This is a genomic window from Pseudoalteromonas sp. BSi20311 (assembly GCF_000239875.1).
Lineage (GTDB): Bacteria > Pseudomonadota > Gammaproteobacteria > Enterobacterales > Alteromonadaceae > Pseudoalteromonas.
This window is the reverse complement of the sequence record NZ_BADU01000153.1, coordinates 20,969-40,598: the sequence shown is the minus strand read 5'-3', so window position 1 is coordinate 40,598 and position 19,630 is coordinate 20,969. Positions and strand designations below refer to the sequence as shown.

Below are 19,630 nucleotides of genomic sequence, written 5' to 3'. Positions count from 1 at the left end.
GTAATTTTAATCGAGTACTTTCGCGTCATTCGCTTTATTTAATAAACTGCGGCTTTGGGTTAAAAAGTGCGCCGTTGAATCTGAAAAATAAGACTTTGCATCAGCAAAAGCATCAATTAATGCGGGCTTATCCCCTGCTTTTAGCTTTTCAAGCGTCTCTGAAAACAGCGACTGATACTGCGCTAATAAACTTTCTACATTATCAAATTGCGCTAACATAATATCAGTGTATAACTCTGGCGATTGCGCAAATAAACGCCCAACCATCATCAACTCTAATTGATAAATAGGTGATGAACAACTTCTTAACTCGGCGAGTGTGTGCCCCTGTTTTGCTAAAAACTGACCGTACACAAAGGTAGTTAAGTGGCGCATAACCTGGATAATTTGCATTGCTTCGTCATGCTTTTTGGCATCAAGTTCAACCAACTGACAACCCCATATTTGTAGCTGCTTTAGTAACCCTTGCGCCACTTCATGACTGCGCCCTTCGCACACCACCACGGTTTGTTTCACCCAATGAGAAATATCAGGCCCAAACATTGGGTGTAAACCAACAACTGGCCCACTATGTACTTTTTTAAGCACCGTTAATGGGGCTTGTTTAACTGATGTAATATCAACCAGCAAACAATCATCATCCAGTTTCGGTAGTGCATTAACAACGGTTTCAAGGGCATTTATTGGTACACTGATCATCACCAGTTTTGCACCTTTTAGGATATCTGCTGCCTGCAATTGCTGCGCTTTATCTAAAATTTTGACTTCGTAACCCGAACGCTGAAATTGTTTTGCAAATAACTGCCCCATTGCTCCCTTACCACCAACGATAACAATTGGCGATAATTGTGGATCGGCGCACGCTAATTTGGCTTGTTGATTTTGATAAGCTTCACGCATCATGCGTCTGAGAATGTCTTCAACTAAATCAGGGTTTACACCTTGATTAATAGCCTCTTGGCGTCGTGCGGCTAATAAATCAGCTTCTCTATCGGGTGCATGTAATGGCGCGCCCGTTTGTTGTTTTATTGCGCCAATTTGCTGAGTAATGCCATTGCGTTTTGCCAGTAAGGCAACCAGTTGCGCATCGCATTCATCTATACCTGTTCTTAGCTGCGCTAAATCACTTATCTCTGCCACGTTCTCATTCCATCCAAAAAAGCAAAATCGTAAATTAATAATTACAAAAAAGTAAACTAATCAATACGATAAATACTAACAGGATACGTTAGGGGTTAAAAGGCAAATTCTTGAAAAGATCGCTATCTGTCTATCAACTACGACCAAGATGGGGTAAGGCTGTCTGTAAGATGAACTCTGAATAGTAAATCTATCTCAAGCTGCTATTTTCAACGCTAACTGCATTGCATTTACTTGCAATAGTCTAGGTTCAGGTAAAGTAGGGAATATTAAAAGTGGCTAAAAGCCACTTTTAATATATAACCGGCACGCGGTTAAAGGGACTAGTATTCTAATGCCATAGCCGCAAGCGACATAACGCTCTCAAATGATTCTGCACCGGCGATAAATAAGCCATTGTGACAAAACATAGCGTCATCTATACCAGTTACCGCTTGAAATTCATCATCCGATAACCCTGCCCATGGTGCAGGTAATGACTTTCTGTCTTCAAAAGAGCCTAACTCTGCAGGTACCGTTTGCACTATCCACTTGCCAGAATGAGATGGGTAAACAACAAATAATGCCTCTTCAGATAAACTATGTACGGTTTTTTTCCACGGCGTATAACGCTCCAACACGATTAATCGAGGATCGTCAGCTTGTTTAATTGCTTGAGCAACAATCTTTTTAGCATTTAAACCACCACGCGCTGAGGCCACAAAACGAATCAGCAAAGTGTGTGCAAACTCGACTGCTTGATCAAAAGCAGTATCAAAATTACTTTCCTCTTCCCATGTTGGGTTAAACATAGAAATTGTTTGGCTTAAGCTAATGCCTGTAGCAACCCCTTCCACATGACCACAATCAATGGCATCAATAGTTGATACAAGCCCTGCATCCACCGCATTAGCCACATCTTGGTTATCATCACATATTGCTAAACCATACTTTTTCCACACCAAGCCAAATGATGAAAAAGGAATCCCATTTTCGCGAGCACCGGCACCTCCGCGCTGATGGTGATCAAATCGGTCAGTTTGTGGGTCATATTGACCGCCAACATCAATAACCACATCGGCGTCATTAATAATCGCATTATCGCGTGTGCGGATCAGGGTAAAAGAAGGGAAAATAATTTTAAGCGCAGCGATACTAAAAACATCATCTGCATGAAAATTGCCGTTGTGTGTAACTATCGTTTTATCATTCATTTTTGTACATCATTTTTTGCAAGAAGTGAGAAGATATTGTGCTTTGAAGTGAACCACACTTTAACGCATGCAGGTTAAGGTGTGTATTGGTTTTTGAATGTAGCGATATAAAAACCGCAATAGCATTAAAACCAAAACGGGTTGCAACCCAAAGGTTGCAACCCGTTTTTTTGCGTTGATAAACAGCGCGTATTAGTTAAGTTTTTCTCTAATACGTGCAGATTTACCAGAACGCTCACGTAGATAGTAAAGCTTAGCACGACGAACCGCACCGCGACGCTTAACTGTTACGCTATCAATAAGAGGGCTGTGCGTTTGGAATACACGCTCAACACCTTCACCGTTCGAGATTTTACGAACTGTGAATGCTGAGTGAAGACCACGATTACGCTTAGCGATTACAACACCTTCAAAGGCCTGTAGACGCTCTTTAGCACCTTCTTTTACTTTTACCTGTACAACTACTGTATCACCAGCGCCGAATGCAGGTACGTCTGTTTTAAGCTGCTCTTCTTCAAGCGCTTTAATAATATTTTGGTTTACTTTTGCCATTATGTTTCTCACTTTCCTAGGTGTAACTGTCTTCTAGCCACAAGCTTTTTGGTACTCTTGCTGAAATTTCGCGAGTAATACCGCTTGCTCCTCAGTCAGAGCTAGGTTATGCAACAAGTCAGGACGGCGAAGCCAAGTTCTACCTAATGACTGCATAAGCCGCCATTTCGCTATCTCTTGGTGGTTTCCGCTGAGTAATACAGCAGGCACCTGTTTGTCGTCCAATGTTTCTGGCCGTGTATAGTGAGGACAATCTAGCAAGCCATCCGAAAATGAATCTTGCTCTGCTGACTGGTTGTGTCCTAACACCCCTGGCACTAATCGCGCTACTGCGTCAATTAATGTCATGGCAGGTAATTCACCCCCACTCAAAATAAAATCACCAATTGACCATTCTTCGTCAACGTACGATTCTATTATTCTCTCGTCTATACCTTCATAGCGACCGGCAATTAAAATCAGTTTTTCAGAGTTTGCGAGTTCGCTTGCCCCTTGCTGATCTAATTTGCGCCCTTGTGGCGACATATAAATTACTTTTGCACCATCACCTGCAGCCTGTTTGGCTTCAAGAATGGCTTGTTTAAGTGGTTCAACCATCATTAACATGCCTGGTCCGCCCCCGTAAGGACGATCATCTACGGTTCTATGCTTATCAGTTGCATAGTCACGTGGATTCCAGCAGTTAAAGTCGATTAAACCATTTTTAACAGCGCGACCGGTTACACCTTGCGTTGTAATTGCATCAAACATATCAGGGAAAAGGCTGATAACCCCTACCCACAACGAACTTGTTTGACTCATTAAAAGCTTGGATCCCAATCTACAGTAATTTCTTTCGCATCGTATTTAACTTCTTGAATAACTGAATCAGTTAAAAAAGGAATTAAACGTTCTGCTTGGCCAAATGCATCTTTACTGTTTGCTTTCACAACCAGTACGTCATTTGAGCCTGTCTCCATAAGGTCATCAACAATGCCTAAGTTATAACCTTTATCAGTTACAACCGACATGCCAATGAGATCTCGCCAATAGAATTCACCTTGCGGTAATTCTGGTAGCTGCGCTGAATCCACAGAAATTTCAACATTGGTATAAGCCATTGCTTGGTCTCTGTCGTTTACTTGCGCAAACTTAGCGATAAAGCCTTTGTTGTGGCGACGCCAGTCGACCACTTCTAAGGATTGCCATTTACCTTGCTGCCCTATCAACCACGGGCTGAAATCGAAGATCCCTTGGGGATCATCAGTAAATGAATGCACCTTAAGCCAGCCCTTTATACCATAAGGGGCGCCGAGCTTTCCTACGACAATTATTGATGAGGTGTTCTCTTGACTCATGGTTACACTTACGCCTATTAAGCCGCTTTACGAGCGTCTTTAACTAATTTAGCTACACGATCTGAAAGACCTGCGCCTTGACCTAACCAGTGCTCAACACGTGGTAAATCTAAACGAAGTTTTTCTTCTTGACCTGAAGCGATTGGGTTAAAGAAACCTACTTTCTCGATGAAGCGACCGTCACGCGAGAAACGGCTATCCGCAACCACAATTTGATAGAAAGGGCGTTTTTTAGCGCCACCACGTTGCAAACGAATAGTTACCATACCGTCCTCTAAATAGATTGACTGTTTTCATTAATAAGATTTACTCCCCAGTATGGGGAGCCGGTGAATTGTACGAGTTTTTAGCAACAATGCAAGTAAGAAGTGATGCAAAAAGCCAGTTTAGTAGATTAAACCGTGATCCAAGAAGAAAAAGCATGTGAACAAGCTATTCTGTGCATAGTTTATTCAACAATAAAGAGGCGTTTTGCCTCTTTATTGATTACTTTTATCTGATATCGGAGATAATAAAAGTTAAATGATTAAAATTTCGGGCCACCGCCACCCATCATTCCCGGTGGTAACATTCCTTTCATGCCACGCATCATTTTTTGCATGCCACCTTTACCTTTCATCTTTTTCATCATTTTTTGCATTTGGGTAAACTGCTTAAGTAGCTTATTGATCTCTTGTACTTGCGTACCCGAGCCTGCTGCGATGCGCTTTTTACGCGAACCTTTAATGATCTCTGGGCGTGCACGTTCTTTTTTGGTCATAGAGCTGATAATCGCTTCCATTTGAATAAAGGTTTTATCACCCATTTGGCCTTTTACCGCATCTGGGATGTTTTGCATGCCAGGCAATTTATCAAGCATCGACATCATGCCACCCATGTTTTTCATTTGCTTTAATTGATCAGCAAAATCATCCAGGGTAAAGCCATCACCTTTAAATACTTTTTGCGCTACTTTTGCCGCTTGTTCTTTGTCTACTTTCATCTCGACTTCTTCGATTAATGAAAGTACATCACCCATGCCTAAAATACGTGAAGCAATACGGTCTGGGTGGAAAGGCTCAAGTGCATCGGTACGCTCACCAACACCCATAAACTTAATTGGCTTACCGGTAATATGACGAATAGATAACGCAGCACCACCTCGGGCATCACCATCTGTTTTAGTCAGTATCACACCGGTCAGCGGTAAGGCTTCGTCAAATGCTTTTGCAGTATTTGCCGCATCTTGACCTGTCATTGCATCAACAACGAATAGCGTTTCAATTGGATTGATTGCATGATGTAAGGCTTTAATTTCATCCATCATGTCGCTATCAACATGCAAACGGCCGGCAGTATCGACTAATACAACATCAATAAATTTCTTTTTCGCATGAGAAATTGCAGCAGTGGCAATATCCACTGGTTTTTGCGAAATATCACTTGGGAAAAATTCTACATCAACTTCTGTTGCTAAGGTTTCTAATTGCTTAATTGCCGCTGGACGATACACATCGGCACTCACCACTAGCACAGACTTTTTCTTGCGCTCTTTTAAAAACTTAGCCAGCTTACCCACACTGGTGGTTTTACCCGCACCTTGAAGACCCGCCATCATCACAACAGCTGGCGGTTGCGCGTTAAGGCTTAGCTCTTCGTTAGCTTCACCCATGGCTTTTTCAAGTTCTTCACGAACAATTTTTATAAATACTTGGCCAGGGCTTAAGCTTTTAGTAACTTCAATACCCACTGCGCGTTCTTTAACTTGTTTTACAAACTCGCGAACAACAGGCAACGCCACATCGGCTTCTAAAAATGCCATTCGCACTTCACGAAGTGTATCTTTAATGTTGTCTTCAGTTAGGCGGCCACGGCCACTAATATTTTTTAGGGTTTTACCTAATCGTTCTTGGAGGTTCTCAAACATGTAACGGTTCCGAAAAGACGTTGAAATCAACTCTATTAATAAGGTCGATGTTATTAAAATTCAATTAGAAATAGTATACCGTAAATGGTGGTATACAATACAGTGCTGAAATGCTGCTTATTGAGTTTCTTTTTACAGGGTCTATGCATTTGCTTTGCTATAAAATACAATGGCTACATAACGAACACGAATTATCTGACTTCAATTAAGTGGCCAAAGCAAAATGCTGATTATTAGTTTAACTATTATTGCCAGTTTATTTTATGTGTTAGCAACGTCTCACGTGCTTTCGCGATTGTTTCATCATCAGGGGCCGAGCCAAAAAGTTACTATAATACTTAGTACTGTCGCTATTTTGGCGCACATGCTGCTATTAGTAAATTCGGTATTTAGAGCTGATGGACAAGATTTAAGTATTGTCAATGTGGCATTACTGACTTGCTGGATTATTGTGCTGTGTGTTACCACTGTTTCTTTAAAGTTTCCCGCAACCTTGCTACTACCTGTTGTTTATGGCTTTGCTGCACTGCTAACAATTTCTAGCCTATTTATCCCTCATCATGTTTTATTACAAAGTATAAATGTAGAGCTGGCACTGGTTGCACATATATCACTGTCGTTATTGGCCTACTGTATTTTAATTATTGCCACTTTGTATGGCGTGCAGTTTTACTTTATTGATAAACGCTTAAAGCGAAAAGACTTAGCGATAGTTCACAGTCACTTACCGCCACTCATGGTGGTAGAACGCCAACTTTACCAGTTATTAAACTTAGGTACCGTATTATTAAGTGTGGCGCTCATTACCGGATTTGTATTTCTAGATGGCATGTTTGCCAAAGAGTATATTCACAAAACAATCTTATCTCTAGTTGCTTGGGCCATTTTTGCTACGATTGCAGTTGGCCATGTAAAACGTGGTTGGCGAGGCAAAGTAGTGGTAGTGAGTATAATGATTGCCGCATTTACACTCACACTTGCTTATTTTGGTAGCCGTTTTATACAAGAAGTGGTCCTAAATAAGTTTTAACTTGACTCTGAAAGCTCACTCTAGCTTAATACGCATTGGTTTATAAAAAAAGGATCCATCGTTGGACGACATATCGACAAGTACCCTGTTTATCATATTAGGTTTATTGGTGCTTTTTTCTGCTTACTTCTCCGGGTCAGAAACCGGAATCATGTCAATCAACCGTATTCGTTTGCGACACCTCGCTAAAGAGAACCATCGTGCTGCGAAACGCGTTAGTAAATTACTGAGTCGACCAGATAGGTTGATAGGTCTGATCCTAATTGGTAATAACCTGGTTAATATTGCTGCAGCGCAGGTAGCCACCATAATAGGTATTCGCTTATATGGCGATTTAGGTATTGCCATAGCAACGGGTGCATTAACACTAGTTGTGCTAATTTTTGCTGAGGTAACGCCAAAAACACTGGCCGCTCTCTATCCTGAGCGAGTCGCTTTTCCTAGCTCTGTGATACTTAAAGGCTTGTTAAAAATACTCTTCCCATTTGTGGTAGTTGTTAACTGGATGACCAACGGCATATTACGCTTATTTGGCATTAGTGCTGCACAAATAGATGAGCACAGCATGAGTAAAGAAGAATTAAAAACCGTGCTAAATGAATCAGGTGCACTGATCCCGGCACGCCACCAAAGTATGCTGACCTCAATTTTAGATTTAGAGCAGGTTACCGTTGAAGATATTATGATACCCCGCAATGAGATTGTGGCGATTGATATCAACGATGACTGGAAAATAATTAGTAAACAGCTAACTCATGCTCAACATACTCGCGTGCTCTTATACCGCGATAACATTGATGATGCAGTGGGCTTTATTCACTCTCGTGATGCATTACGTCTTCTTACTAAAGAGCAATTCGACAAACCTTCGCTCCTTCGAGCTGTACGCGAGATATACTTTATTCCTGAGGGAACGTCGCTTAATACTCAACTGCTGAAGTTTCAGTTGTCGAAAGAACGAATTGGCATCGTTGTTGATGAATATGGCGATATCCAAGGCTTAGTCACCTTAGAAGATATTCTTGAAGAGGTTGTGGGCGATTTCACCACTACTCAAACTCGTACACCGAGTGAAGAAGTAACCACACAAAATGATGGCTCTTATATTGTTGATGGTGGTGCTAACGTACGCGACTTAAATAAAGAAATGGGTTGGGAATTCCCATTAGATGGCCCTAAAACGCTAAGTGGCCTCATTGTTGAATACTTAGAAGACATCCCTGATGCTAACTTAAGCATTCGTATTGCAGGTTATCCGGTTGAGGTACTTGAAGTGAAAGAAAACATGATTAAACAAGTTAAAATTCAGCCCAATAAACGTAAAAAATAACCCAATAAAAAAGGAGCCAAATGGCTCCTTTTTTAATTAATCTGGGCTTAGATTAGTTAAAAGAATAAACGCTCTAACCAACCTTTGTCTAAATCATCTTCACAGCGTCTTAGCTGCGCTCCATAACGGCTCGCACGGTGTTTTACTTTATTGGCAACGCTCATTAACCATTTTTTCTTACGATAAGTGCCTCGCTTATAACCGCCCCACCCTTCGTGATAATTTAAATACTGTGCGTAAGCATCCCATTTAGAAACACCATTAACCTTATGGGTTTTATAAACAAACCACGCCATAAAATCGATCGCATCTTCAAATTCATCTCTATCAGCACCACTATTACCTGTTTCACGAATGTAATCAGACCAAGTTGGCGTTTTAGCTTGAGAATAACCATAAGCATCGCTTGCACGGCCAGTTGGAATTATCCATAAAAAGTATTCCATAGGCGGCGCAGCATCATGACGAAAAGAGCTTTCTTGATACATCATGCTCATTAACACATGCTTGGGAGAACCCCACTTATCTTGGGCGTCTTTAGCATCAAAATACCAGTCAGATTTCTCTTCAAAGATTTTACAAATATCTTCGGGTTGCTTGGGTGGCGCAGTGGCACAACCCGCTAAAGTAAGTACTAGAGATAAAGTAATAATATTTTTTTTCATTTTTTTAAGATCTCACTGAACTTTTTAAAAAAGTGTGGGTCTGAATCTATGAATGCAGCAGTACAGCATTGTTTCATCCCTAAAGAATATTTACGCAGCTATTATGAGCTGCGTTTTTTTTGCCTACTACTTACCAGGGTCGGTTGACCTTTCAAGGTTGAATTTGCAGCAGTTTGTTTGGTATTTAGGCAAGGCAAAGCCTATGTGGTGTGGTTATTCCCCATAAATAGGCGATAACGCAGCATCAATGCCAAACAGGTGCTGCCCTTCGGGTTCTGCCTAGGAGCGATTTACTCTTTGTTGCTCGGTTTTTACTTATTCTTACATGGATGTAAGCCAGTAGAATAACGCAGGAGCAGTTATCGAGCCCACTAGGTTACAAACCTCGCGCCGCGATTAAACCGCTCCTAGTTTGAACAAATTGTAATCCGCAAAGGTCAACAGACCCTGAAATACGTATCTAAAAACGCAGTAAATGATTGATTATCGGCTTGCTCAATTGCTTTTTGAGCCTGGTAAGACTCTGCCGCTTGTTGCGCTAACCACGACTTTGAGAATTCAGTATAACTGGCTGTCTCATGGCTTTGTTTGTACTTTTGAGCAAGTGAAAGTGCGTAGTGCCCATTATCTAGCCCTGATGCTTTTAACTGCTCAACATAACGCCCTGAATAAGTTAATGTCGGATTATGCACCCACATTGCCATGCGCTTAATAGTGTTTGAGTAATAGTCAACACCGTATGCGTTATCCATCCACTTCGCAACGTCAACGAGCTGGTTAAATATTTCATCGCCCCATGACTCAAGACTGCGCGGCTCATTATTAAAATTAAGCATCAGGCCTTTTTCTCGGCCTTGGTTCACCACTGTATCAAGGTTTTCAGTGCTACGTGCTTGCTCTTGCCAATTCATAGGCGCTGAGTCTTTTAATAAACAATAGGTTAAAAATACATCTAAAAAGTGTATTTGCTCTAAATCAATGCCAACCTCACTAAATGGGTTAACATCCAATGCACGAATTTCAATATATTCTATACCCGCTCTTAGTAGTGCATCGGTGGGTGTTTCACCATTTTTAGCATTACGCTTAGGGCGGATTGGCGAGTAAAACTCGTTCTCTATTTGTAGAATATTTTTATTTAGTTGCTTTGGCTCGGCACTCGTATAGTCGTCAATACTGCCATAAATATCTGAAGGCGTATTTATGGCCTTTTTCAACCCTGCAACATACTCATCTAATGAGTTATACATTACACGTAGTGATGACTGAGCACTGTTGGTATAGCCTAGATTACCTAATCGTAGCGCAGTGCCCACTTCTAAATATAAAGTACCTTTGCCTAGCTTTTTAAACGGTAAGTCGCTTTTACGCCCTTGCAAGAATGAACTACACAATGCAGGTGACGCACCAAACATATAGCTAATTAACCACAACTCGCGTTTAAAATTGCGAATTAATGCTAAGTACCCATCAGATATAAAATCTTCAAGTTTTGCGTTGCTTTGCTTTAATGAGTGTAGTGACTGCCATAACGTTTCAGGAAAAGAAATATTAAAGTGCACGCCGGCAATCGCTTGCATCATACTACCGTAACGGTTCTTTAAACCTTCACGATATAAGGTTTTCATTTTACCAACGTTAGAATCGCCAAATTGAGCTAAGACAATATCGTCTTGATGATTTATAAAACACGGCATACTAATTGGCCACAGCAGTTCATCGTCCATATGTTCTAGGGTGAACTTTTGTAGATCTTTCAGCTGTTGTAACGTTTGCGTTGATGACTCGCTAACCGGTGTAATAAACTCAAGTAAGGACTCAGAAAAGTCAGTCGTGATATGTCCGTTGGTAAGCGCACAGCCTACGCCTTCGGGGTGAGCTTGCTTAGAAATAGAACCATTGGGTTTAATTCTTAGTGATTCTCTCTCAATACCGCGCATAATACCTTTAATAGCATGCTGATTATCTGCATTAGATAACGCGTTGAGCGTGTTCTTTAAATTATAAGTTGCCAAAAAAAAGTTTCCTCGAGCCAAGTGGCTTAATCATAAGGTTATGGGGTCTAATTACCTTTACTCAAGATTAAATGAAGAAAAAACTACATGAATTTATTAGATATAGTTTTTAATGAATTTTAAACACGCTTTGTTTCACGCTATAAAAGATAATCTTGCCATTGCCACCAGCAATATACAATTTCTTTTACATATTATTTGCCACAATCCTCTACTGCCCCCAACGCATGATTTCCCCAATACGAAAGAGTGAATCCCTTGCTAAAAGTTTGTCATAATTAAAAAATTCAATTACCCTTAAAATTGATAAAGATCATAAAAATATCAAAAAAAATGCCTTACTACTGCTATTTAAAACTTATCACTAACGTACGTTAGTTTTAGTAATTACAATAGCCATCCTAATAAAGAATGATAAAGAGTTACTATGCGTCGTAATCAAAGCTTAATAGATGAAGAGGTCACCTTTGAAGAGCACCAAGAGTTGGTTTCAACGACCGATCTTCGGGGTGTTATTACCTATGCCAATCATGAATTTTGCAGTATTGCTGGCTATGAAATGGATGAACTCATCAATAAAAACCACAATATAGTTCGCCACCCTGATATGCCTAAAGCGGCATTTAAAGAAATGTGGGACACCTTAAAGCAAGGCCATTCGTGGCGAGGTGCTGTAAAGAATTTATGTAAAGACGGCCGTTACTATTGGGTCGATGCATTTGTAACACCTATTTTCGAACATGGCCAATTGATTGGTTATCAGTCTGTGCGTGTAAAACTCTCGCAACGCGCAAAACGTAGAGCGCAGAAACTGTATGCCAAAATTAACGCTAATAAGTCACTATTTAGCTGGCGTGAGCGCACCTCACTCAGACAGGGCTTGAGCGTAGCCGGTGTTTTAGTTTGGTTAGCCAGTGTCGCTATTTGGGGTTCTATGGCGATTGCAGCAGTTAACCTGATAGTGTGTATAATCATTTTAGCATTAAATTATGATGAGCTAATAGCGACACCTGGTACCCTAAAACAGCAAAAAATCGAGGCGGATTCAGTATCTCGTTATGTATTTAGTGGCTCACACCCTCACAGTATTAGTGATTACCGAGAGCAAATGCTTTGCGCCAAGTTAAAAACGGTACTAGGGCGTGTTAAAGACTCAACCTTGAGTTTTAATACTATTGCCCAAGGCTTAGATCAGCAATCGACGCTAACCGAGCAAGGAATTTCTTCTCAGGGAACTCAGCTTGAGCAAATAGCCACTGCGATGTCACAAATGAGCACCACGATTGGTGAAATTTCTAATAATACCAATAATACCGCAGATAAAGTGGGGATCACCTATCAAAGCTGCTCTGATATAAAAAATCATATTGCCGATAACAGCAAGATGGTATCTGATTTAGCAGTACAAGTTGAGCAAGCGGCAACCACAGCCACAGGACTTGCCTCTGAGGCCGATAAAATTGGTCAGGTAATGAGTGAAATAGAAGGCATTGCAGAACAAACCAATTTGTTAGCACTTAACGCAGCAATTGAAGCTGCCCGAGCTGGTGAGCATGGTCGAGGTTTTGCGGTGGTCGCTGATGAAGTACGCGCACTGTCTTCACGTACTCAAAACGCCACAGCTCAAATTCACAGCTCAATTAAAGAGATTCAAGATACTTTGTTTAGCTGGTCTAAAATCATGCAGAGCACAAAACAACAAGCCGATGACTGTGTTAACACCACAGGGCAAACACAACAAGAGCTGGATAGTATTTTCATTCAAATTAGTGAAATTTCACAACTTGCTACCGATATTTCAGCCGCCGCAGAGCAACAACAGGTGGTAAGTAGAGATATTGGCAGCAATGTTGAAAAAATTAAAGGTTTGGGGGATGACAATTTACAACTCAGTTATAGCGTAGCGCATGGCGCTGCTGAATTGGTGGAAGGCTCACGAAAAGTAAATGATTTACTGCTTACCTTTAAAGTTTAACAATAAGATTTAAAATCAAACAAGCCGCTGTTAACAGCGGCTTGTTTATTTGTGTAATTAACGACTAGTAAATACTAAGCCTTCTGCATTCGCATCAATAACAATGATAGAACCGGGTTGAAAATCATTATTAAGCAGCTTCTGTGCTAATGGGTTTTCAATGGTCTGTTGTATAGCGCGCTTAAGTGGGCGAGCGCCATAAACAGGATCAAAGCCACTGGCTGCAATTCGCTCAAGCGCAGCATCAGTCAATTCCAGTAAATAACCCATCTCTGTTAATCGTTCACGCAGCTTACTTAACTGAATATCAGCAATTTCTTTAATATGACTATGTGCCAACGGATGGAACACTACTGTTTCATCAATACGGTTAATAAATTCAGGCCTAAACTCGTTATGCAGCACACCCATCACTTTATTTTTCAGCTCATCGTAGTCATTATTGCCCGCTTGCTCTTGGATAATATCTGAGCCAAGGTTTGAGGTCATAATAATTACGCTGTTTTTAAAGTCGACAGTACGGCCTTGTCCATCTGTTAAGCGTCCATCATCAAGAACTTGTAATAAAATATTAAACACATCTGGGTGCGCCTTTTCTATTTCATCCAACAAAATAACCGAGTACGGCTTCCGACGAACAGCTTCCGTTAAGTAGCCACCTTCTTCGTAACCTACATAACCGGGAGGCGCACCGACTAAACGCGCAACTGAGTGTTTTTCCATAAACTCAGACATATCAATGCGTACCATGGCACTTTCGGTGTCAAACATATAGCCAGCCAACGCTTTTGTTAACTCTGTTTTACCCACCCCTGTTGGCCCTAAGAATAAAAATGAGCCAATAGGACGATTCGGATCAGCAAGTCCTGCACGCGAACGACGGATGGCATTAGCCACCGCAACTACCGCTTCATCTTGCCCTATCACTTTATTGTGCAATTGCTCTTCCATTTGCAATAGTTTTTCACGTTCACCTTGAAGCATACGTGCCACCGGAATGCCGGTCCAACGTGATAGGATTTCGGCAATTTCGTCTTCGCCCACTTGGTTTTTAAGTAAGCTCATTTCTTGCATTTCGGCTTGCGATGCTAAATCAAGCTTACGCTCAAGCTCGGGAATACGGCCATATTGCAGCTCTGACATACGCTGTAAATCGCTTGCTCTGCGTGCCACTTCTAAATCAAGTCGTGCCTGTTCAAGCTCTGCTTTAATGACTTGCGTACCTTGCAAAGAGGCTTTTTCAGCATTCCATACTTCATCAAGCTCACGGTATTGCACTTCAAGCTCAGTGATCAGCTCAACCATTTCTGCACGGCGCTTTTGACTGGCCTCGTCTTTTTCTTTAGCCAAGGCGTTATCTTCAATTTTTAACTGAATGATACGACGCTCTAGCTTATCTAAGGCTTCAGGTTTTGAATCAATTTGCAGCCGAATAGATGAGCCCGCTTCATCAATTAAATCAATTGCTTTATCAGGCAATTGGCGATCACTAATATAGCGATGTGATAACTGTGCTGCAGCAACAATTGCCGGATCGGTGATCTCCACTGAATGGTGCAATTCGTAGCGCTCTTTTAGGCCACGTAATATAGCAATAGTGTCTTCAACCGATGGCTCTTCAATTAATACTTTTTGAAAACGACGCTCAAGCGCAGCATCTTTTTCAATGTATTTACGGTATTCATCCAGCGTTGTAGCCCCTACACAATGGAGTTCACCGCGTGCTAGTGCAGGCTTTAACATATTACCCGCATCCATGGCGCCATCACTTTTGCCAGCACCAACAATGGTATGAATTTCATCAATAAACAAAATTACTTGGCCTTCTTCTTTGGCCAACTCATTGAGTACTGATTTTAAACGCTCTTCAAACTCACCGCGGTATTTGGCTCCCGCAACTAATGCACCCAAATCAAGTGAGAGTACGCGTTTATTTTTTAAGCCCTCTGGAACTTCACCATTAATAATACGTTGTGCAAGCCCTTCGGCAATTGCGGTTTTACCCACCCCAGGCTCACCAATTAACACAGGGTTATTTTTGGTGCGACGTTGTAATACTTGGATGGTGCGACGAATTTCATCATCACGGCCAATTACAGGGTCAAGCTTACCTTGCTCTGCCCGCTCAGTTAGATCAATAGTATACTTTTCAAGTGCTTGACGAGTTTCTTCAGCATTAGGGTCATCAACTTTTTGACCACCGCGAATTGCCTCTATAGCAGTTTCAACTTTGTTAGCGGTGATATTAAGTGCTTTAAATACACTGCCAAGCGGTCCTTTATCCTCGCATGCAACTAATACAAACAGTTCGCTTGAGATATATTTATCTTTGCGTTTTTGGGCGTACTTATCACATAAATTAATAAGTGAAACCATGTTGTTTGACAATTGTACATCGCCACCAACACCCTCCACTTTAAATAATTTTTCTATCTCTTGAGAGAGTTTGGTATTGAGCTCGTCAACGCTAATGCCCATTTGTGCAAACAAAGCACGCACACTTGAGCCGCTTTGCTTTAATAAAGCATACATAAGGTGAACGGGTTCAATAAATTGATGATCGCGACCTAGCGCTAATGATTGCGCATCTGAAAGCGCAGACTGAAATTTACTTGTAAATCTATCTAAACGCATGAGGGTTTACCTATAAAAAAACGAATTACTTAATAAATGGGTATGTTAGCGGGTTTGTTCAAGGTATTGAGGGAAAAATAATCACTTAATGGTTATTTACTTGCGCCAGATCAAACTTACCATACGACCGGTTTGGCCATCTCGTCGATAAGAAAAAAACTGATTATCTTGAGAAAAAGTACAGTATTCACCACCACTAATATTCACAACACCCCGTTGGTTTAGCAAAATACGCGCTATATGATAAATATCAGCTAAATATTTATCGTTATTTTGAGGTTTAAACGCGTCGTGCAAAGCAGGATTATTGGCTGTAAATATTGCAACAACCTCTTGGCCGACTTCAAATCGATTAGCCCCTATTGCAGGACCTAACCAAGCATGTAAGTTCGTTGGTGCATGTTTAAAATAGCTAACTGTATTACTAATGATTCCTTGCGCTAACCCTCGCCAACCGGCGTGAATGGCAGCCACTTCTTGGCCATCGCTTGAGGTAAGTAAAATAGGTAAACAGTCAGCGGTCATTATAGCTAAAGGTTGATTGCTTAACTGCGTATAAAGCGCATCCCCCGTCAGAGTTTGTTTAGCGTCAAACCCTTCATCCACTCTAATTACGTCGGCGCTATGAACCTGATTTAACCAAACAGCCGGGTTAGGTAAGTGGGTATTTACATGCGCTCGATTGGTTAATACATCTTGGCGGTTATCACCTACATGCAATCCTAAATTCAAGCTATCAAATGGTGGCTTTGATACGCCTCCATCCCGTGTAGTACTCAATGTGTCTACACCCTGAATAGATTGCCATGTAGCTGATAAGCCAGACATAATTAACTAGCTATGTCTGGATTTGCTTTTGTATCTTCGCGCAATGCTTGAGTCATCTGAACCATATCATCAGGGATAGGTGCTTGCCAGGTCATCATTTCACCGGTAATTGGATGAGCAATGCTTAATTTAACGGCATGCAGCGCTTGACGCTTAAAGCTACGCAGTAACTCAAACAGCTCAGGCGTTGCCCCTTTTGGTGGACGAGGACGGCCGCCATAAGATTGATCGCCAATTAAGGGATGATTTAAGTACGCCATATGCACGCGAATTTGGTGCGTACGTCCGGTTTCAAGGCGTAAACGCAAACGAGTATGAGCACGGAACTTTTCTGCTACACGGTAATGCGTAATCGCAGGTTTACCCATTTCATGAACAGCCATGTGCGTACGCTGAGTTGGATGACGGCCAATCGCTTTTTCAACCATACCACCGGCAGTCATAGTACCATTACATAACGCTTCATATTCACGTGTGAAATTTTCGCGCTTTTGTAAGGCTTTAACCAAATGAGTTTGAGCTTGAATGGTTTTAGCTACAACCATTAAGCCGGTTGTGTCTTTATCAAGACGATGCACTATACCCGCTCGTGGTACGTTAATAATTTCTGGGAAGTGATGAAGTAATGCATTTAACACAGTACCGTCAGGGTTACCTGCACCAGGATGAACCACTAATCCCATTGGTTTATTGATCACTAAAATATCATCGTCTTCATAAACGATGTTTAATTTGATATCTTGTGCTTCGTATTCACGAGGTGCTTCTATTGTTGTTTCAACAGCTACAACTTCACCACCGAGTAATTTTTCACGCGGGGTGTTGAAAATTTCGCCGTCAACGGTGATTTTATCATCTAAAATCCACGTTTTTATCCGTGATCGTGAATAATCAGGGAACAATTGTGCTAATACTTGGTCTAGACGTTTACCACCTAAGTCTGTTGGGACCTCGGCTTGGAGAGATATTTGCTCTGACATTAGTAACTTTACCCAATTTACCAGTGCAAGCTTTGCTTGACTGGGTTAGAATCGCTTTTAATAAAAGCATAACATAATACGCATAGTTTACTCGGTTTTACCCACTTGGCCTAGCCGAAGACATCGAAGGTAACAAATAAAATGATAAATAAAATAGGGAAACGTGCATTCGCCATTGTTTTTTCAGTTTCAGTGCTTAGTTTAGGGGCTTGTTCGTCTGCGCCTGACCAAGAAGACATTCAACGAGTACCAAACAGATCAGCACAAGCACTATACGAAGATGCAAAACAAACGCTTGATTCTGGTTTATACGCACGTGCAATTGAACTGTTAGCGGCAATTGATTCTCGCTACCCGTTTGGCCCGTTTTCAAAGCAAGTACAGATGGATTTAGTGTACGCACATTACCAATCAGGTAATACAGAGCAGGCACTTGCTACCATTGACCGTTTTATTCGCTTAAACCCAAATCACAAAGATTTAGATTACATGTACTACATGCGTGGCTTGGTTAATATTAAAGCGGATAAAAATGCTTTCCAAGAGTACTTTGGTGTAGATAGAGCAGACAGAGACGCTAAACGTACCCGTGTAGCCTATACCGACCTATCAACCTTAGTTAAACGTTTTCCACAAAGTGATTATGCGCCAGAAGCAAAACGTCGTTTAGTTTGGCTATTAAATCGCATGGCACGTTATGAGCTAAAAGTTGCGACTTACTATTATGAACGTGAAGCTTATTTAGCAGCCGCGAATCGCGGTAAGTTTGTGGTAGAGCATTACTCACAAAGTAGCTACTTGGATGCGGCATTAGCCATGATGGAAAAAAGCTACGATAAGCTTGGATTAACTGAATTAAGTGAGAATGCAGCGCAAACGCGTAAATTCAATAGCAGAAATAAATAATACTAAAAAGGCGCTACTTTCAAATAAAAGTAGCGCCTTTTTTTTTACTCAAGACTACGATTATATCGCGTCTTCATCCTCTTCTGCGGTACGAATACGCACAACACGCTCTACCTCAGTAACAAATATTTTACCATCACCTATTTTGCCTGTTTGTGCGGTTTTAACAATCACATCAATAGCGCGTTCCACATCTTCATCACCAAGCACAATATCTAGCTTTACCTTAGGTAAAAAATCAACCATGTACTCTGCGCCACGGTATAGCTCGGTGTGGCCTTTTTGACGTCCAAACCCTTTTACTTCACTTACTGTCATACCCGTAATGCCAACATCAGATAGTGCTTCGCGCACGTCATCAAGCTTAAACGGTTTAATGATTGCTTCTATTTTTTTCATATTAGTTACTTTTGAAAGCCTCAGTTGCCTCGATTTTAGACAATCATGAGGTTCATAGCAAACAAAGTGATTGAATAGCACAGGTGAAAAATAATCATGGTATGATTATCCTCATAAATAATGCTTAGCTTAAAACAACTAATTTTTGAGATTCATATGAAAACTAAACACCGTGGATTTACCTTATTAGAATTAATGGTCACCGTGGCCATTGTTGGCATTATTGCCACTATTGCTTTGTGGAACAGTGGCGATATGCTGGAAGAAAACCGTGGGGAAAACTTTTTATTGGAACTAAAGCGCAATATTAGTTATGCACGTTCACAAGCAGCCAGTACTGACGAAATAGTCATTGTATGTGCAGCCTCAAAAACAAAAGTAAAAAACAATGACGATACTCTTACATGCGCGGATGGATGGGATGTTGATAAAATAGTAATCACCTTCATCGATGCAAATAATGATGGTCAATATGATAAGGCAACAGATAGCCTTATTAGAGTAATGGAAGAAATTAGTCCCAATGATCGTATTTCATTTGCAGATAACAGTATACGATTTAATTCCAGCGGGCGTATTACCACAACGCCAGGCAATTTCATTTTTTGCCCTAATAATGGCACTGAAAATAATAAGGCTTTAACGCTATCACTATCGGGAACCGCCTTTTATGTTGGCGACACCAAAAGCAGTTGTTAATCGCTATTTTGTAGTTTGCTAATTATTGTCTAAACTTTAAT

At 41.1% G+C, this 19,630-nt stretch carries 18 protein-coding genes; 5 read left to right on the top strand and 13 right to left on the bottom strand.

The genetic code is table 11. The features are described from left to right. Positions 1-6: 6 nt before the first annotated feature. The 7 genes from tyrA to ffh form a co-directional block, all read right to left on the bottom strand. Positions 7-1,140, bottom strand: coding sequence for a bifunctional chorismate mutase/prephenate dehydrogenase (tyrA, locus tag P20311_RS15135; protein ID WP_008114476.1), 1,134 nt, complete (start codon positions 1,138-1,140; stop codon positions 7-9). A 323-nt stretch (positions 1,141-1,463) separates the two neighbouring features. Next, positions 1,464-2,333 (bottom strand): MYG1 family protein, encoded by an 870-nt coding sequence (locus P20311_RS15130; RefSeq protein ID WP_008114475.1) that lies wholly within the window; start codon positions 2,331-2,333, stop codon positions 1,464-1,466. Positions 2,334-2,525: 192 nt separating this feature from the next. Next, entirely contained in the window at positions 2,526-2,885 is a 360-nt protein-coding gene (gene rplS / locus P20311_RS15125; protein ID WP_008114473.1) for a 50S ribosomal protein L19, read from the bottom strand. Positions 2,886-2,918: 33 nt separating this feature from the next. Next, a complete protein-coding gene (trmD, locus tag P20311_RS15120) occupies positions 2,919-3,686 on the bottom strand; it encodes a tRNA (guanosine(37)-N1)-methyltransferase TrmD (protein WP_008114471.1) in 768 nt (255 codons plus the stop codon). Continuing rightward, positions 3,686-4,222 carry a ribosome maturation factor RimM gene (rimM, locus tag P20311_RS15115; RefSeq protein WP_008114470.1) on the bottom strand — a complete coding sequence of 179 codons (537 nt, stop codon included), beginning with the start codon at positions 4,220-4,222 and terminating at the stop codon, positions 3,686-3,688. Before rimM ends, trmD begins: the two co-directional genes overlap by 1 nt. A gap of 17 nt (positions 4,223-4,239) precedes the next feature. Further along, positions 4,240-4,488 (bottom strand): 30S ribosomal protein S16, encoded by a 249-nt coding sequence (rpsP, locus tag P20311_RS15110; protein ID WP_008114468.1) that lies wholly within the window; start codon positions 4,486-4,488, stop codon positions 4,240-4,242. A gap of 260 nt (positions 4,489-4,748) precedes the next feature. Next, the gene (gene ffh, locus P20311_RS15105) at positions 4,749-6,128 is read right to left on the bottom strand and encodes a signal recognition particle protein (RefSeq protein ID WP_008114466.1); all 1,380 of its coding nucleotides are present in this window, start codon (positions 6,126-6,128) and stop codon (positions 4,749-4,751) included. Between the two features lie 223 nt (positions 6,129-6,351). Here ffh and P20311_RS15100 point away from each other — a divergent pair, with 223 nt between their 5' ends. Both P20311_RS15100 and P20311_RS15095 read left to right on the top strand, forming a co-directional pair. Further along, positions 6,352-7,158 carry an inner membrane protein YpjD gene (locus P20311_RS15100; protein WP_008114464.1) on the top strand — a complete coding sequence of 269 codons (807 nt, stop codon included), beginning with the start codon at positions 6,352-6,354 and terminating at the stop codon, positions 7,156-7,158. A gap of 61 nt (positions 7,159-7,219) precedes the next feature. Further along, the gene (locus P20311_RS15095; RefSeq protein WP_013464491.1) at positions 7,220-8,488 is read left to right on the top strand and encodes an HlyC/CorC family transporter; all 1,269 of its coding nucleotides are present in this window, start codon (positions 7,220-7,222) and stop codon (positions 8,486-8,488) included. Positions 8,489-8,544: 56 nt separating this feature from the next. Here the strand turns inward: P20311_RS15095 and P20311_RS15090 are convergent, their stop codons facing one another. Together P20311_RS15090 and gshA are read right to left on the bottom strand one after the other, a co-directional pair. Next, a complete protein-coding gene (locus P20311_RS15090; protein ID WP_008114460.1) occupies positions 8,545-9,153 on the bottom strand; it encodes a hypothetical protein in 609 nt (202 codons plus the stop codon). Positions 9,154-9,590: 437 nt separating this feature from the next. Then, the gene (gene gshA, locus P20311_RS15085; RefSeq protein ID WP_008114456.1) at positions 9,591-11,168 is read right to left on the bottom strand and encodes a glutamate--cysteine ligase; all 1,578 of its coding nucleotides are present in this window, start codon (positions 11,166-11,168) and stop codon (positions 9,591-9,593) included. Between the two features lie 427 nt (positions 11,169-11,595). Here gshA and P20311_RS15080 point away from each other — a divergent pair, with 427 nt between their 5' ends. Further along, positions 11,596-13,143, top strand: coding sequence for a PAS domain-containing methyl-accepting chemotaxis protein (locus P20311_RS15080; protein WP_008114454.1), 1,548 nt, complete (start codon positions 11,596-11,598; stop codon positions 13,141-13,143). A gap of 57 nt (positions 13,144-13,200) precedes the next feature. Here P20311_RS15080 and clpB read toward each other — a convergent pair whose 3' ends face one another. The 3 genes from clpB to rluD form a co-directional block, all read right to left on the bottom strand. Beyond that, a complete protein-coding gene (gene clpB, locus P20311_RS15075; RefSeq protein WP_008114452.1) occupies positions 13,201-15,777 on the bottom strand; it encodes an ATP-dependent chaperone ClpB in 2,577 nt (858 codons plus the stop codon). 96 nt (positions 15,778-15,873) lie between these two features. Next, positions 15,874-16,605: a peptidoglycan editing factor PgeF gene (gene pgeF, locus P20311_RS15070; protein WP_008114450.1), complete on the bottom strand. Its 732-nt coding sequence runs from the start codon at positions 16,603-16,605 to the stop codon at positions 15,874-15,876. Between the two features lie 2 nt (positions 16,606-16,607). Continuing rightward, complete coding sequence (rluD, locus tag P20311_RS15065; protein WP_008114448.1) at positions 16,608-17,585, bottom strand: 23S rRNA pseudouridine(1911/1915/1917) synthase RluD; 978 nt, start codon at positions 17,583-17,585, stop codon at positions 16,608-16,610. Positions 17,586-17,726: 141 nt separating this feature from the next. Here rluD and P20311_RS15060 point away from each other — a divergent pair, with 141 nt between their 5' ends. Next, positions 17,727-18,491, top strand: coding sequence for an outer membrane protein assembly factor BamD (locus P20311_RS15060; protein ID WP_008114446.1), 765 nt, complete (start codon positions 17,727-17,729; stop codon positions 18,489-18,491). 60 nt (positions 18,492-18,551) lie between these two features. Here P20311_RS15060 and P20311_RS15055 read toward each other — a convergent pair whose 3' ends face one another. Further along, entirely contained in the window at positions 18,552-18,890 is a 339-nt protein-coding gene (locus P20311_RS15055) for a P-II family nitrogen regulator (RefSeq protein ID WP_008114445.1), read from the bottom strand. Between the two features lie 156 nt (positions 18,891-19,046). Here P20311_RS15055 and P20311_RS15050 point away from each other — a divergent pair, with 156 nt between their 5' ends. Then, complete coding sequence (locus tag P20311_RS15050; protein WP_036985266.1) at positions 19,047-19,589, top strand: GspH/FimT family pseudopilin; 543 nt, start codon at positions 19,047-19,049, stop codon at positions 19,587-19,589. The last annotated feature ends 41 nt before the right edge of the window (positions 19,590-19,630 follow it).

What these genes read in the sequence shown, in the direction of transcription:
- pgeF (WP_008114450.1), bottom strand. Translation starts at nt 16,605, where the DNA reads ATGTCTGGCTTATCAGCTACATGGCAATCTATTCAGGGTGTAGACACA.
- P20311_RS15060 (WP_008114446.1), top strand. Translation starts at nt 17,727, where the DNA reads ATGATAAATAAAATAGGGAAACGTGCATTCGCCATTGTTTTTTCAGTT.
- P20311_RS15100 (WP_008114464.1), top strand. Translation starts at nt 6,352, where the DNA reads ATGCTGATTATTAGTTTAACTATTATTGCCAGTTTATTTTATGTGTTA.
- P20311_RS15050 (WP_036985266.1), top strand. Translation starts at nt 19,047, where the DNA reads ATGAAAACTAAACACCGTGGATTTACCTTATTAGAATTAATGGTCACC.
- clpB (WP_008114452.1), bottom strand. Translation starts at nt 15,777, where the DNA reads ATGCGTTTAGATAGATTTACAAGTAAATTTCAGTCTGCGCTTTCAGAT.
- ffh (WP_008114466.1), bottom strand. Translation starts at nt 6,128, where the DNA reads ATGTTTGAGAACCTCCAAGAACGATTAGGTAAAACCCTAAAAAATATT.
- P20311_RS15090 (WP_008114460.1), bottom strand. Translation starts at nt 9,153, where the DNA reads ATGAAAAAAAATATTATTACTTTATCTCTAGTACTTACTTTAGCGGGT.
- P20311_RS15080 (WP_008114454.1), top strand. Translation starts at nt 11,596, where the DNA reads ATGCGTCGTAATCAAAGCTTAATAGATGAAGAGGTCACCTTTGAAGAG.
- P20311_RS15055 (WP_008114445.1), bottom strand. Translation starts at nt 18,890, where the DNA reads ATGAAAAAAATAGAAGCAATCATTAAACCGTTTAAGCTTGATGACGTG.
- rpsP (WP_008114468.1), bottom strand. Translation starts at nt 4,488, where the DNA reads ATGGTAACTATTCGTTTGCAACGTGGTGGCGCTAAAAAACGCCCTTTC.
- rluD (WP_008114448.1), bottom strand. Translation starts at nt 17,585, where the DNA reads ATGTCAGAGCAAATATCTCTCCAAGCCGAGGTCCCAACAGACTTAGGT.
- P20311_RS15130 (WP_008114475.1), bottom strand. Translation starts at nt 2,333, where the DNA reads ATGAATGATAAAACGATAGTTACACACAACGGCAATTTTCATGCAGAT.
- rplS (WP_008114473.1), bottom strand. Translation starts at nt 2,885, where the DNA reads ATGGCAAAAGTAAACCAAAATATTATTAAAGCGCTTGAAGAAGAGCAG.
- rimM (WP_008114470.1), bottom strand. Translation starts at nt 4,222, where the DNA reads ATGAGTCAAGAGAACACCTCATCAATAATTGTCGTAGGAAAGCTCGGC.
- trmD (WP_008114471.1), bottom strand. Translation starts at nt 3,686, where the DNA reads ATGAGTCAAACAAGTTCGTTGTGGGTAGGGGTTATCAGCCTTTTCCCT.